Genomic DNA, 12,839 nt, shown 5'->3' with positions numbered 1-12,839 from the left:
GCACCTGGGTACGCTCGCCCCTCCAAAGGAGCCACACCCATTTGACTTAGTGCAGAGAAGCAGCCTGAGGGCCAAGGGCGACGTCGGAGACCGGTGGATCGTCGCCGTCATGGGCGGGCGGCCCTTCCGCCAGATCATCGGGTTCAACGCCGACGAAGCGGTACGCTGTCTGAAGGACCAGGCCAACTCCAAGCTCGCCGGCCGCACCGGTGAGTTCCCGCTCGTCGACTGGGGCTGGGGCCGTAAGGAGTGCGAGGGCCTGCTGGAGCGCTTCAACGTGCACTGGCCAAAGAGCTACTGCCCGTTCTGCTGCTTCCCGATTTCCATGGGCTCGCTGCCGGCGCACATGGAGCGGATGCGTACCCACCCGGGCATCGCGGGTGAGGTGCTGCGGCTGGAGTACACGGCGATGAGCCTCAACCCCAACGCAAAGCTTTACGGCAAGAAGAGCCTCCTGGAGCTCTTCGACCCCACCCAGGAGCGGGACCAAGCCTGCTTGGAGGCCTTCCAGCGCGAGCTCGACAGCCCCTGGGCGCTCTACCGCGTCCGACGCCTCTTCCTGCTCTCCGCCGACGGCGGCCACCGCCCCGTCATGCGCTCCACCGAACGCATCGACCTCGGCCGCCCCGCGCAACTCGCCCACAAGCTCACCGCCGTGTCGCAGCGATTTGGCATCGACGTCGAACGCGACCACCAGTACGGGCGCGCCCGCGCCTGGCTCCGCCCCCGCCGTCCGGCCAAGCCGATGGCGGAAGAACTCTCCTGCTCCCTGTGCGTCTACGCCTCACGCCGTGACCTGCTGCTGGCCAGCGGGCGGCGGCCGCGGCTCGCGGAGCTGTATGCCGAGGTTGAGCGGGTGCGGGGGACAGTTTCCGAGCCGACTGGCGCATCTCGGATGTCGGCGGCCATGCGGAATTCCCCACGTACGGCCACCCCCACCGTCACTCTCCGTCGATGTCCGGTCCGAGTCGCACGGTGCGAGTCAGGCCACAGGTGGGTCCTGGGCGCGGACGGCATCGCCATCGGTAGTGCTCTTGGGAATACGGATCCGCGCCTGATCTTTGAATGCGGTGGCGACTCTGCTGCGCAATTCCGGGGTCAGGCCGTGAGCCGGTAGGCGAGGTGTTCGAGGCGGCTGCTGCGGGTGTGGTGCTGGTCGTGTCCGGTCCAGTAGGCGTCGAGTCGGATCACGTTGAGCGCGGTTGCGGAGAAGGCGTGCTGGAGGCGGACTTTCGGCAGTCCGCGGTAGCGGGCCCGGCGCATGCCTGTGATGTCCAGGGCCTGGTTGATAGTGCCCTCCACTCCCGCGCGCAGGGCGTACTTGGCCTTCCAGGTCTCGGTCTTCTGCTCGGCGCGGGCCCGGACGAGGGCCTCGTGCGGTTCCCTGGGGCGCAGGGTGAGCATGCGCCGGCCCAGCGCGGAGCTGGTGCACTGTTCCTGGAAGGGGCAGGGGCGGCAGGTGCGGACGCTGAAGGTGATGACGATCGCGTCCGCGCCGTGCTGTTTCACCGGGTTCCAGTGCGCGCTGCTCTTCCCGGCGGGACAGCGGACCTGGCGGGCCTTCCAGTCGATGGCGAAGGTGTTCTTGTCGAAGCCGGCGTGGGCCTTGGCCTGGGTGGAGTGGTCCAGCAGGACGGGGGTGACCATGCGGGTGCCCTGCTTCAGGGCGGCGGTGATGAGATCGGCGGAGGGGTAGCCGGAGTCGAGGTAGTGCTCGCCGGGTTTCACCCCGTGCTCGGCCAGGCGCCGTTGAATAGGTGCGGTCGCCTTCACATCGGGCACGGTGGCGTCGGTGGTGAACACGTCCGTGATCAGGTTCGGTGCCGCCGGGACCCCGGCTTCGGCTTCGGCTTCGGCTTCGGCTTCGGCTTCGGCTTCGGCTTCGGCTTCGGCTTCGGCTTCGGCTTCGGCTTCGGCTTCGGCTTCGGCTTCGGCTTCGGCGGGAGTGTCGCAGGTCTCGGTGAGGTGGACCTTGTAGCCCATCCAGAACAGGTCTTCGCCTTTGGCCGCCCAGCGGGCATCGGGGTCGTAGGGGGAGGCCAGGCGGAGTTGGCCGGGCGGGACACCCTCGTCGTCGGCGTCCCGCTTCTTGACCACCTCCCGTCCCCGGGTGTCGGTGTGCAGGTAGTAGGTCTGCACGAGGATCTGCCGCAGGAGCCGTACGGACTCGATCTCACGGATCCAGCCGGGGGCGTCGGGGGCCCACGCCGCCCGGCACAACGCCAGGGCATCCTGGCCGAAGACCTGCGCGAGCCGGTCGCGTTTCGTCTGCGAGGACGGCATGCGCCAGCCGTCCACCCTCGGCCCGTAACGGTGGGCGAACTCGGCCACATCGACCTGTCCGGCCAGCCAGGCCGGTGCCGCGACCGCGAGGGCCTCCAGAGCTGCCCGCACGCTCTCCCCGGCGAGCTCCAGACGGTTCAAGTCCCGCACCGCGCTGATCACATGGGTGGAATCGGTGCGCTGCTTGCCCCCGGCGGCCACCAGGCCCTCGTCCTTGCAGTGTTCCAGGAGCCGGTCGAAGACCACCCGCTCCATGCCGTGCCCGGCCAGCCGGGTGCGGAACCGGCTCAGCACGCTCGCATCGAAGCCCGTGTCCGTCAGCTCGGCCCCGAGCGCGTACTTCCAGTCGATCGCCCGCACCGCCATCGCCGCGGCCTGCCGGTCGGTCAGATCCTCGGCGAACTGCAACACCGTGACCAGCGACAACACTCCCGGTGACAGTCCCAGGGCACCACGCACCCCGAACGCGTCGGCGAACGGCTCGTCGGCGAAGACCTCCGCGAGCCGATCACGCACCCGCATCGCCAGGCTCCCCCGCGGGAACGCCGCCCGCGCCACCGCCGCAGTCTGCGCCGGAACCTCCGGCAACCCCTTCGACCGCATCGACACCCACACCACCCCCACAGCCGCACGACAGGACAACGGCCGCACGAACGATCATCCCGCGCTCACCATCACCCCGCACGGAATTGCGCAGCAGAGTCGCTGGCACGGTCGGCGTCGGCCCTCTGGCGTGCGGCTGGCCAAGCCTTGTCCGGACGAGAAAGTGCGGTGATCACGCAATGCGGGCGGTGCGGTTTCACGAGTACGGCGGGATCGATGTGCTGCGGGTGGAGGAGGTGGAGCGGCCGGTGCCCGGTCCTGGGCAGGTGCTGGTCGAGGTCCGCGCGGCCGGGATCCAGCCCGGCGAGGCCCACATCCGTACGGGCGCGCTGCACGAACGCTGGCCGGCGGCGTTTCCCTCCGGGCAGGGCAGCGATCTGGCTGGCGTCGTGGTGGAGGCCGGCCCGCATGTCCGGGGCTTCACGGTGGGCGATGAGGTATTGGGCTTCACTCACAGGCGGGCCAGCCATGCGCAGTTCGTCGTGGTCGACGACGTGAATCTGGTCTCCCGTCCGGCGGGGTTGGCCTGGGAGGTGGCCGGGGCGCTGTACGTGGCCGGCACGACCGCCTACGCCACCGTGTTCGCGGTGGACCCCGGCCCGGACGACACGGTCGTCGTCTCCGGTGCGGCGGGCGGAGTCGGGTCGCTCGCCGTGCAGCTCGCGCGGCGGCGCGGCGCCACGGTGATCGGGCTGGCGAGCGAGAAGAACCACGCCTGGTTGAAGGATCGCGGTGTCCTCCCGGTCGAGTACGGGCCAGGTGTGGCCGAGCGGATCCGTCAGGCATCCGGCGGCAGGGTCGACGCGTTCATCGACACCTTCGGCGACGGCTACGTGGCACTGGCAGTGGAGCTGGGCGTGCGGCCCGAGCGAATCAACACGATCCGCGACTGGCAAGCCGCGGCCAAGGTCGGCGCGCGGACCTACGGAGAAGGTGCGGCGGCGTGTGCGGTCGTGCTCGGCGAGCTGGCCCGGCTTGCCGCGCGCGGCCAGTTGGAGGTGCCGATCGCCCGCACCTACCCGCTGGAACAGGTGCGAGACGCCTTCCGCGAGCTGGAACAGCAGCACACCCACGGCAAGATCGTGCTCCGGCCCTAGCCGCGGCTGCCTAAGGCGACCATCCAGCAGGCATCTCCGAACATCAACGCAGCGTGACCGCTGACGGCCAGATGACTCCCCATCAGCTGGCCGCCAGCGGGGAATTGCAAGGTTCTGTCGCGAGTTTGGTGAAAGACCCCGTGTGAATCTTGGTCAGGTGAGGGCGGGGTTGCCGCAGCATTTCTTGTACTTGCGTGTGGAGCCGCACCAGCAGGGGGTGTTGCGGGGTGGAGGCCACGGGGTGGCCTGGCCTCGGGCTGCGAGGTCGGCGGCATAGTGCGCCCGGGTGTCCCCGTCCTGCGGAGGCAGCTTCTCCTGGCGGGTGAAGGATTCGAAGTCGGTGATGGTGCCGTGTGCGATGCCCAGGTGTACTTCGCCTTCGCTGGATAGCCGTTGCAGCATCTGTTCGATGTGGCGGACGTGTTCGTGGTGCTCGGTGCCGTAGTGGTCGGCAAGCTCGGGCCAGGCGTCCAGCAGCTGGGCGAACTCGTCAGGGTTCCAGAAGAGTGCGCAGGTCATGCGGGGCCGGGACAGGGCGGCCCGGCGGGCTTCGACTTCCTGGGAAAGCTTCTCGATCGAGGCGATCAGGGCCTGGGGGTCACTGTCCGCGGCGGCCCGTAGCTCGGGGTTGTGAAGGTCATCCAGGGTGTTGGTCGCGCGGAGCCGGGCCGGGCGGTCGTCGTAGAGGGCGTGGGCGAGTTGGTCGAGGTCGTCGTGCGGCTGGCCGAGGCGACGCCGTACCCGGTGGCGGCCGATGACGAGCATCTCGATGCCGGTGGCGTCCATCGCCTCGCGGACGGCGTCGACGGTGAGGAGAGTGGTGGGGCCGAGGAGATGGGTCACTGCCGCGGTGAACCAGTCCGCTGCGTCGTGGAGTTCGTCCGCGGCCTCGAACATCTCCGCGACGATGTTCCAGGGGCCGGGATCGGCGGGGTGCCGGCGGCGCAGGTCCGTGGCCGCTTCACGGGCCTCGTCAGTGCGTCCGGCATCCCACAGGGTGCTGACGCGGAACGCCTGGACGAGATGGGGTTCTTCGCAGTCGGCGTCCAGGACCTGCTGGTAGAGCGCGAGCGCCTTCTCGTGCTGGCCTGCGCGGCTGTAGAACTCCGCGGCCTCGGTGAGGAGCTCTTCCTGGTCCTCGGGGTACTTGCGGGCCAGGGCTTCCAGTTCTTCGGCCTGCTGGGCGTCGGTCCGCTGGATGGGGTCGGGCTGACGGCGTGCGGGGCGGCGCTTGCGGGACATACGGCCACACTATCGGCGCGGCGGAGCCGGCGTGGTGGGTCGGCCGATGCCTCAGAAGGGGTGGGGATCGCTTCCCTGAGCCGGTGCCGCCGCGGTGACCGCTGCCGGAGTGTCGCGCCGCCCCTGACCTGGTGTACCTGGCCAGCGGCGTTCATGAGGCGAGCAGTACGCGCTTGCGCAACAAGTCGGCCTTCGCCCTCCCGAACATCTGCCGCTTCAGCATCTTGATCCGGTTGACGTGGCCCTCGACCGGGCCGGAGCTCCAGGGCAGTGACAGGCCGGCCAGGACCGCGGTGAAGTCCTTGCGCAGGCCGGTGGCGAAGCCGCGCAGTTCGGGCAGCGGGCTGTCCTCCGCGTCCTGGATCCACTGCTCAAGCCTGCTGACCGGTGGTCCCGAGGCCGGCCGGGCTCTCGTGGAGCACCCCGGCGTGGACAAGGTCTCCTTCACCGGTTCGACCGAGACCGGCAGGGAGATCGTCCGGGCTTCCGCGGGGAATCTCAAGCGTGTCACGCTCGAACTCGGCGGGAAGGCACCGAGCCTCGTCCTGCCCGGCGCCGACCTGGACGCGGCCGTGGCGGGCTGTCTTCAGGGCGCGCTCCTCAACAGCGGCCAGGTGTGCGCCGCCTACACCCGGTTCCTCGTCCACCGCTTCCTCGCCGACGAGTTCGCCGAGCGCTGTGCGAAGGCCGTCAGCGGGATGCGACTCGGCGCGGGCAGCGCGCCCGACACCGAGCTCGGCCCCCTGGTCACCGGCGAACACCGTGACCACGTCCACGCGCTGGTGCGCAGCGGGGTCCAGCAAGGCGCCCAGCTCCTCGCCGGCGGGGCCCCCGTCGACGACCTGCCGGGCCGGCTGTCCGCCGTGTACAGCCTCGCCTCCGCCGTGCTCATCAAGCTCGGCTCCTACGACCGCGCCCGGCTCACCGCGGACCGTGCCCGTACCTGGGCCGAGATCTCCGGCTCCCCGCTCGCAGCTGCGGCCGCGGCACGGGAACTGGCCATCGTGCTGCGCCACCAGGACCAGCACGGCGCCGCTCAGCGCCTGATGTCCTCGGTGACCGACGACCTCGAGACGAGCGGGCTGCGCACCGACGCCATGGCCGCCGCCTACGCACAGATGCTGTGCACCCTGGCCTACACCGCCGCCCGGGCCGGGCAGCGCACCGAGGCCCTGGCGATGGCGGAGGAGGCCCGCCGCGCCGCCCGCCGGCTGCCCCAGGCAGCTCCGCGGTCGGCCTCCAGTGACCTCGGCGGCTGCCCCGCGCTCTCGGGTGGGGCCCCATTCGCCGTTAGAGTCGTGAACGAGAGGTGCCAAGCCACTGGGATTGGCTTGGCACCTCTCGCGATTGTGAGGACCTCAGAGGGCGGTATGTGACGTGATGCCGCGTTTGTTGTCGCTGGATCGTGTGGCACAGGCGTATCGGGACTGATCGGGGAGTGCCGTCGTGCTGGAGTGTTCCTCGTGAGCGACCGCCAGCCCTACAAGAGCGACTCGTCCGACGGCGGTGGGCCCTGATCGAGCCCGTCATCGCCTCCTGGAAGGCTCAGCATCCGTCCGTCAGTGGCCACCAGGGCGCCTACGAGATGCGGGAGATCGTCAACGCCCTGCTCTACCAGTCCCGTACCGGCTGCCAGTGGGACTACCTCCCCCACGACCTGCTGCGCTGGCAGGTCCGCGAGAGCCGGGGGCGCAAGGCCGACCCGAGCCTGGTGGTGCTCGACACCCAGAGCCTGCACGCGGCCGTGGGGGTGCCCGCCGACACCACCGGAAGGGACGCGGCAAAAAAAGTCCCGGGCCGCGAGCGCGGCCTGGCAGTTGATGTTCTCGGTCTGGTGATCGCGGTGGTGGTGCTGGCCGCGTCCGCACACGACAACGCCGCCGGCATCGCCTTGCTGGACAAGGTCGCCGCCGACACCGACACGGTGCAGAAGGCCCTGGTGGACCAGGGGTTCAAGACCACCGTCATCGACCACGGGCAGAAGGTGGGCATCGACGTCGAAGTCGTCGAGCGCAACCCGGCAGCCAGCGGTTTCGTCCCGCAGCCCAAGAGGTGGGTGGTGGAACAGGTGAATGGGATCATGATGCTGCACCGCAGGCTGGTACGGGACTACGAGCACCGGCCCGCTTCCGCCGAGTCGAGGGTGTACTGGGCCATAAGCGACCGGATGGCCCGGATGCTCACCGCGACCTCCACCCCCGCCTGGCGCGGCGCGTGAGCGACAGCGAGCTGACCTTGGGAGCGGTGCTGGCGCGCCTGGAGGAGCAGGAGCGCGAGATCGCCGCGCAGGCCGAGGCCACGCGGGGACGCATCGCGGAACTCACCGCGCAGCTGGAGGAGTTCGACCGGGTCGCCGAGGAGGTCCGCATCACCCGCAAGACCCTGCTGGCGCTGCCTGATCCGTCCCCGCCGGCGCCGCTGGCCACGAAGCTGCCGGACCATCCGGCCTACCGGCAGATCATGGCGGTGTTCGCCGCGGCCGACGCCCCGCTGCGGGCACGGGCGGTCTGCGAGGCGATGGATCTGGAGATCGCGCCCAGCAACGTCAACAACGTCCGGCTGAAGCTGAAGCGGCTGGTCGAACGCGGGATCCTGATTGAGCCCGAGCAGGGGTTGTTCACCCAGCCACGGCCATAGCCACCCGGAGAGGCCACCGCCAGCCCAGCCGCAAGCACGAAACGGACAGCACGTCGGTTCGCCAGGCCGCGCTGTACAGGGCTGAGCAGGCGTCCGGGCTGCCGTCGGTGGCCAGCCGGGTGACCTCCAGAGTCCAGCCGTCGTCCAGGTGCCGGGCCACGGGCCGGCCGACGATCGCCACGCCGACTCGGGTTCCGGTGGCGTCGAGCAGGCCGATGGAGAACTTGTGACCTTACGGGCGGGCGGGCGTGGTGGCGGTGGATCTCGTCCACGAACGCGCACGCCTGCGCGAAAGAGATGGGATCACGGTGGCGAGCATGGCGGCCTTCTCTGGCTCTCGGCTCGTAGGTTGTTCGGCTTCATTGCCGTTCCCGTCAATTCCTGTGGGCTGATTCCGCGTTGGCCTGCCGGATGGCGTCCACGCGACGTGGGCACCATCCGGGGCGCTTGTGGTCAGGACCTTAAGGCGTCCTTGGCCTTGTCGCCGGACTGCTTCAGGTTTCCGGAGATCTGGTCGGTCCTGCCTTGGCGTTGTAGTCGCCTGTTGCGGGTGGTCCGGCCGATGCGTTCTGTGATCCGACCCTTGAATGCCCGGGTCTTGTGCTTGATCGTCTGTCCGACGCTCATGGTTGTCCTCTGCTCGTTCGCTGGATGGGCTCTCGCGCGTGATCGCCGTACAGGCCGCCCGTTCCCGCGGGCGGGAGAGCACCTTGGGAGAGTGGCTGGTGTGGATTACCCGCGGCTGCGGCCGTACCGGCGCCACCGCTACGCCTGCCACCGCCGCGCCCGCGCATGGCGAAGCCGACGATCCAGACGACCAGCAGTACGGCGGCGACCCACCAGAGGGTCTGCATGGTGAAGCCGAACCCGAACACCACCAGGATCAGCAGAAGGAGAAGAATCCACAGAATCATTGCCGGGCCTCCAGATCGCGGGAAGTTCTTGAGTTCCGCGGGGTCCGGGCGAAGCGGAGGAGGTGGAATGCTGCCCCCGAACAATCCGGAGTGGCATAGCCCTACGCCGTGCTGTCAGTCAACGCCCGGCGACTTCCCTTGTCAACGTGGTGTCGACGCGGGGGAGTTCTGGGAGCTGGGCTGGGGCCGCTGGGACAAACGGAGCCTCGGCGGGGGCTTCGACCGGCTCGGCCGGCGGCGCCGGCAGGACGTGGTCTTCCCACCAGGACAGGCCCATCACGGTGGCGAGCAGGACGAAGGGGGCAGAAGCCGGAACGATCAGTACGTACATGCGTACCGCCTGCGGTGGGATGCGTGCGACGCGGCGGGCAGCAGAGGGAGGATGCCCGCATGGGGCGCATCGAGGCGGCGCCAGGATCGCGCAGCGACGGCGAGTGCGGGAGCGGCCCGTAGGTAATCGGGACGGGGTCCGGCACCGATGCGACAGGTACGCCCCCGAAGAAGCGCGAGAGGTGATCGACGCTGCCGGGGGCTCGGGCCGTACCGTGCACGCTAGCCCTCTCCGCACTCCCTGGACAGATGCCAAGTGGCCATCTGCTCCGGGTGGCAGACCGTTACATGGGGCGCTATCCGCAGTCTCTGGGGAGGGCTACGCTGTTCGAACAGGCCCCGGCCCCCGGCAGTGATGCTTTGTTCCGCTCCGGGAGGCCCGCCGTGTTCGTTCTGATCCTGATCGTGGTCTTGTTCGGCCTCGGCTTCCTCAACCCCCTGTGGTGGGTGGCCGCGGCCGTGTTGGTCTTCGGCGCCACCCGGCACGGCCGCGATCGCGGGGGAGGCTGGATCCGTGGTGACGGTTCTGATCTCGGGGAGTACCGGGACTACGAGAACCGCCGGGATCGTCAGGACCGCTGGGACCGTCGCTACAGCCTCCGGCACCGGGCGCGCTGGAGGCGCGAGGACCGGCGGGACCATGAACGGCGAGGGTGACCGGTGAAGTTGCCCGACATCCAGAGGTTCCGGGGCGGCTTCAGCCACACCGGACGCGTGGAAATCGTGGAGAGGTAGATGGCATGCATCGCGCAACCATGCTCCCGGAGAATTGGTGGGATCTGAGGACCGAGGCCGTGGCGGGGAATGCGGCGGGCCAGGATGTCGTGGCGCTGCGCGCCGAGATCGATCAGCTGCGGCGGGCACTGGCCGGCCGCATGGTCATCGATCAGGCGTGCGGCATGGTGATGGTCCTGGCCCCCTGCCGCCGTGGGCCGGCCAGGAACCTGCTGGTGGACATCTCGCGGCAGTGCAACACCAAACTTCCGGAGGTGGCTGCGGCCGTGGTCGCCGCCTGGGAGGGTGAGCCGCTCTCGCGGCTGATGCAGCGGGCGCTGCGGCATGCACTGCGGCGGCTCTACGCGGAAGACCGGGGATGCGACTCCTCACCGGCGGATGAGCCGTCCGGAAGGGAAAGGTCATGATTCACGCAGCCGACGTCCGGGAATGGCGCGACCGCGATGTCGTCGATACCGAGTCGCACAAGATCGGTGTCCTCGAGGCGGTGTATGTGGACACCACCACCGATGAGCCGGCCATGGCCACGGTACGGATCGGACTGCCCACCCGGCACCGGCTGGTCTTCGTCCCCCTGGAGGACGCGATCGTCGGGCCGGGCTATCTCAAGGTCGGCTATGTCAAGACGCTGGTGAAGCAGGCTCCTTCGATCGGCACCGACGACGTGCTGCCCGCCGAGCAGGAGGAAGCGATCTTCAAGCACTACGGACTGGCCTACAAGGCCGGTGCGGCCGGCGAACGGCAACTGGCTCGCCGCTGACCACCTACGGACAGGACGACTGCCCTGTGAGGTACGCACCATGCGCCAACTGACCACGCCCCGCGAAGAACAGCGGCTGTTGACGGCCGTGGCTTCGGCGGAGGAAACGGCTCTACTGGCCGAGATCGTCGAACTACGCGCCAGGAACGAGCAGTTGGGCCGTGCGCTGGCGAGCCGTGCGGTGATCGACCAGGCGCGCGGCATGCTGATGGCCCTGGCGCCCTGTTCCAGCGAGAGGGCCTGGGACCTGCTGGTGGACGTGTCGCAGCACTGCAACATCAAGCTCCGTGACGTGACTGCGGCCCTGGTCGCCACGACGAAGGACGAGGCGCTCCCGGAACCGATACAGCGAGAGCTGCGCCGGGGACTGCGGCGCCTCCATCAGGAGGACCGGCGGTGACGGCATGAATGCCCAGCGGACGGCACCGGGAGCTGTGAGCTCAACTCTCCGGTGCCTTCGTCCAGGACGGCCGTCGGACGCCTCCGTTGTGTAGCCCACCTCGTGGAACTCAAACACCGGCCTGTCCCTTCCCTGACCTCAAAGCCGTTGAGCAGGCAGAACACTCGCAGAGCGCCACCCCCGCCGGCGGCGTCACCGCGGTGGCGGCAGGTAGACGGTGAGCGCATGTGCCGCTTTGTCGAGGTGGAGTGTGCCGGCGGCCGGGCTTACCTCGCCGTCACGGGTGTAGTCCGCTTCCTCGCTCATTCCGTCGATCCGCAGCTGGGTGACCGTGGTGGCCTGGTAGACGCGGGAGCGTGCGAGGGTGCCGGTGAGGAAGGCGGTGACGAGACGGGTGCGGGCGAAGGGGTGGCTGCCGTCGACGGTGCGGATGTCGAGGAGTCCGTCGGTGAGGCTGCGGCGGTAGGAGGGGGCGAAGCCGGGCGGGTCGTAGCGGCTGTTGCCGGCGAAGAGCAGCCACAGCCGTCGGTGCCGCCCGTCGATGGTGACCTGGCTGGGGGTGCCGTCGGCCAGGACGCGGAGCAGGCCGATGCCCAGGGCGGGCCACTTGCCCAGACGCCTCTCGCGGGCCTCCCGGGCCCGGACGAGTTCGGGGTAGACGCCGATACTGAAAGTGTTGAGGAAGTACGTGCCGGCACCGCCCGCGGCGGTGACCCGGCCGAGGTCGACGGCTCCGCCGCAACCCGCCTCCACGGCGTCGGCGGTGGACTTCAGGGTCGCAAGGCCAAGGTCGGCGGCGAAGTGGTTGAGGGTGCCGGCGGGGAACACGGCCAGGGGCAGTCCGCTCTTGGTGGCCCTGGCGGCTGCCGCGTTGACCGTCCCGTCGCCGCCGACGACGCCGAGCGCGCCACCCCGGGCGAGCACGTCCTTGGCGGCCTGGTCGAGCACCAGGTGCAGGTCGACGCCACTTTCACAAAGCCGTATGTCCGCCAGCGGCAGGAGGGTCCGTAGTTCGGCTTCGGCTGGGGTGTCGCCGCCCGCGTCGCTGTTGACGACCGCGATCAGCCCCAGACCCGAGGGAAGCGCGGGGACGGGTTCGTTCGGCCGCGCGGTGTCGGCGGGTGCGTCCACGTGCAGCGGCCACCAACGGCAGGTCGCCGCCGCGACACCGACCCCGAGGACAGTGCCGGCGAGAACATCACGGGGCGAACGCGTGCCGGCGCGGGCGCGAAAGGCAGTGGCTGCCGTGGCAAGGGGGATGAGCGCGGCTCCCAGCCAGGGCGACTCCAACGTGACGGCGGTTGCGAAAGCCGCGACGGCGGCCGCGTGCCCGGACGGCAACGCCCGGGTGGCGGGCCGAGGTGGAAGCCGGTGGCTGGAGGCCGACTTGGCGGCGATGCCGACGGCGGCGGAGGCCAGGGCCAGCGAGCCTGTACCGCGCAGGGCGGCACGGCGTGCGCCACGGTTGCCGGACAGGCCCATGACGGCTGCGCCGGTCAGCCACGGCAGCATGGGGTGGGCAGAGGCGACGCGCGAGAAGAGCCGTGCATCGAGTGCGCGGAGGTGTCTCATGCCGACTGCGTACCCGTAGCGATACCGACCACACGGCCGCCTGCCCGCACGAATCGGTCAAGGACGCCTGCCGTGTTGCCAGTTGACCATCCGGTTCCGGACGGGACCGCCCAGGGTCGGCTCCACGTTCGCACCCGCGCGTCCCGTGGGCAGCCGTAGTTGCGTGGCGCAGAGCTTGTTTGAACCCGGGCTGCCCGGGAACCCGTTCGAGGTGCTTCAGACCGGAGGCACGCCCGTGGGAGCAGCTGTCGCTGCTCCCCTGTGTG

General features: G+C 69.8%; 14 protein-coding genes and 2 pseudogenes. 9 read left to right on the top strand and 7 right to left on the bottom strand.

Annotated elements, in window-relative coordinates; translation table 11 throughout:
* Positions 1–49: 49 nt before the first annotated feature.
* The gene (locus QFZ76_RS49360) at positions 50–1,117 is read left to right on the top strand and encodes a hypothetical protein (RefSeq protein WP_307679789.1); all 1,068 of its coding nucleotides are present in this window, start codon (positions 50–52) and stop codon (positions 1,115–1,117) included.
* On the opposite strand, the gene QFZ76_RS49355 is transcribed toward QFZ76_RS49360, so the two are convergent.
* On the bottom strand, positions 1,099–2,805 hold the full coding sequence (locus QFZ76_RS49355) for a transposase (RefSeq protein WP_307679788.1): 1,707 nt from the start codon (positions 2,803–2,805) through the stop codon (positions 1,099–1,101). The genes QFZ76_RS49360 and QFZ76_RS49355 overlap by 19 nt on opposite strands.
* Before the next feature lie 260 nt (positions 2,806–3,065).
* Between QFZ76_RS49355 and QFZ76_RS49350 the strand changes: the two genes are divergently transcribed.
* The gene (locus tag QFZ76_RS49350) at positions 3,066–3,983 is read left to right on the top strand and encodes an NADP-dependent oxidoreductase (protein WP_307679787.1); all 918 of its coding nucleotides are present in this window, start codon (positions 3,066–3,068) and stop codon (positions 3,981–3,983) included.
* Positions 3,984–4,136: 153 nt separating this feature from the next.
* On the opposite strand, the gene QFZ76_RS49345 is transcribed toward QFZ76_RS49350, so the two are convergent.
* Both QFZ76_RS49345 and QFZ76_RS49340 read right to left on the bottom strand, forming a co-directional pair.
* Positions 4,137–5,225 carry an SEC-C metal-binding domain-containing protein gene (locus QFZ76_RS49345; RefSeq protein ID WP_307679786.1) on the bottom strand — a complete coding sequence of 363 codons (1,089 nt, stop codon included), beginning with the start codon at positions 5,223–5,225 and terminating at the stop codon, positions 4,137–4,139.
* A 151-nt stretch (positions 5,226–5,376) separates the two neighbouring features.
* Positions 5,377–5,547 (bottom strand): annotated as a pseudogene (locus tag QFZ76_RS49340) (ISL3 family transposase); the annotation flags it as partial.
* A gap of 106 nt (positions 5,548–5,653) precedes the next feature.
* Between QFZ76_RS49340 and QFZ76_RS52105 the strand changes: the two are divergent.
* The 3 genes and pseudogenes from QFZ76_RS52105 to QFZ76_RS49320 all read left to right on the top strand — a co-directional run bounded on the left by QFZ76_RS52105 (position 5,654) and on the right by QFZ76_RS49320 (position 7,862).
* A complete protein-coding gene (locus QFZ76_RS52105) occupies positions 5,654–6,601 on the top strand; it encodes an aldehyde dehydrogenase (RefSeq protein ID WP_373464480.1) in 948 nt (315 codons plus the stop codon).
* An 87-nt stretch (positions 6,602–6,688) separates the two neighbouring features.
* Positions 6,689–7,443 (top strand): annotated as a pseudogene (locus QFZ76_RS49325) (transposase).
* Entirely contained in the window at positions 7,440–7,862 is a 423-nt protein-coding gene (locus QFZ76_RS49320) for a hypothetical protein (RefSeq protein ID WP_307679785.1), read from the top strand. The pseudogene QFZ76_RS49325 and the gene QFZ76_RS49320 overlap by 4 nt, the downstream one beginning before the upstream one ends.
* Here the strand turns inward: QFZ76_RS49320 and QFZ76_RS52100 are convergent.
* From QFZ76_RS52100 to QFZ76_RS49310, 3 genes are all read right to left on the bottom strand, one after another.
* Entirely contained in the window at positions 7,843–8,043 is a 201-nt protein-coding gene (locus QFZ76_RS52100; RefSeq protein ID WP_373464479.1) for an XF1762 family protein, read from the bottom strand. The two genes, QFZ76_RS49320 and QFZ76_RS52100, sit on opposite strands and share 20 nt — an antisense overlap.
* A 272-nt stretch (positions 8,044–8,315) precedes the next feature.
* A complete protein-coding gene (locus QFZ76_RS49315) occupies positions 8,316–8,489 on the bottom strand; it encodes a CsbD family protein (protein ID WP_307679784.1) in 174 nt (57 codons plus the stop codon).
* A complete protein-coding gene (locus QFZ76_RS49310; protein WP_307679783.1) occupies positions 8,486–8,776 on the bottom strand; it encodes a hypothetical protein in 291 nt (96 codons plus the stop codon). The genes QFZ76_RS49315 and QFZ76_RS49310 overlap by 4 nt, the downstream gene beginning before the upstream one ends.
* 714 nt (positions 8,777–9,490) lie before the next feature.
* On the opposite strand from QFZ76_RS49310, the gene QFZ76_RS49305 reads away from it, so the two are divergent.
* From QFZ76_RS49305 to QFZ76_RS49290, 4 genes are all read left to right on the top strand, one after another.
* On the top strand, positions 9,491–9,763 hold the full coding sequence (locus QFZ76_RS49305) for a hypothetical protein (protein WP_307679782.1): 273 nt from the start codon (positions 9,491–9,493) through the stop codon (positions 9,761–9,763).
* 137 nt (positions 9,764–9,900) lie between these two features.
* The gene (locus QFZ76_RS49300; protein WP_307679781.1) at positions 9,901–10,248 is read left to right on the top strand and encodes an ANTAR domain-containing protein; all 348 of its coding nucleotides are present in this window, start codon (positions 9,901–9,903) and stop codon (positions 10,246–10,248) included.
* Positions 10,245–10,601 carry a PRC-barrel domain-containing protein gene (locus QFZ76_RS49295; RefSeq protein ID WP_307679780.1) on the top strand — a complete coding sequence of 119 codons (357 nt, stop codon included), beginning with the start codon at positions 10,245–10,247 and terminating at the stop codon, positions 10,599–10,601. The genes QFZ76_RS49300 and QFZ76_RS49295 overlap by 4 nt, the downstream gene beginning before the upstream one ends.
* A 40-nt stretch (positions 10,602–10,641) precedes the next feature.
* Entirely contained in the window at positions 10,642–11,001 is a 360-nt protein-coding gene (locus QFZ76_RS49290; RefSeq protein WP_307679779.1) for an ANTAR domain-containing protein, read from the top strand.
* A 192-nt stretch (positions 11,002–11,193) separates the two neighbouring features.
* Here the strand turns inward: QFZ76_RS49290 and QFZ76_RS49285 are convergent, their stop codons facing one another.
* Positions 11,194–12,573: a diacylglycerol kinase family protein gene (locus tag QFZ76_RS49285; protein ID WP_307679778.1), complete on the bottom strand. Its 1,380-nt coding sequence runs from the start codon at positions 12,571–12,573 to the stop codon at positions 11,194–11,196.
* Positions 12,574–12,839 lie beyond the last annotated feature (266 nt).

The sequence above is a fragment of the Streptomyces sp. V4I2 genome, assembly GCF_030817655.1.
In the GTDB taxonomy this organism is placed as follows: Bacteria; Actinomycetota; Actinomycetes; order Streptomycetales; family Streptomycetaceae; genus Streptomyces; species Streptomyces plumbiresistens.
This window is presented reverse-complemented; position numbering and strand designations above follow the sequence as displayed.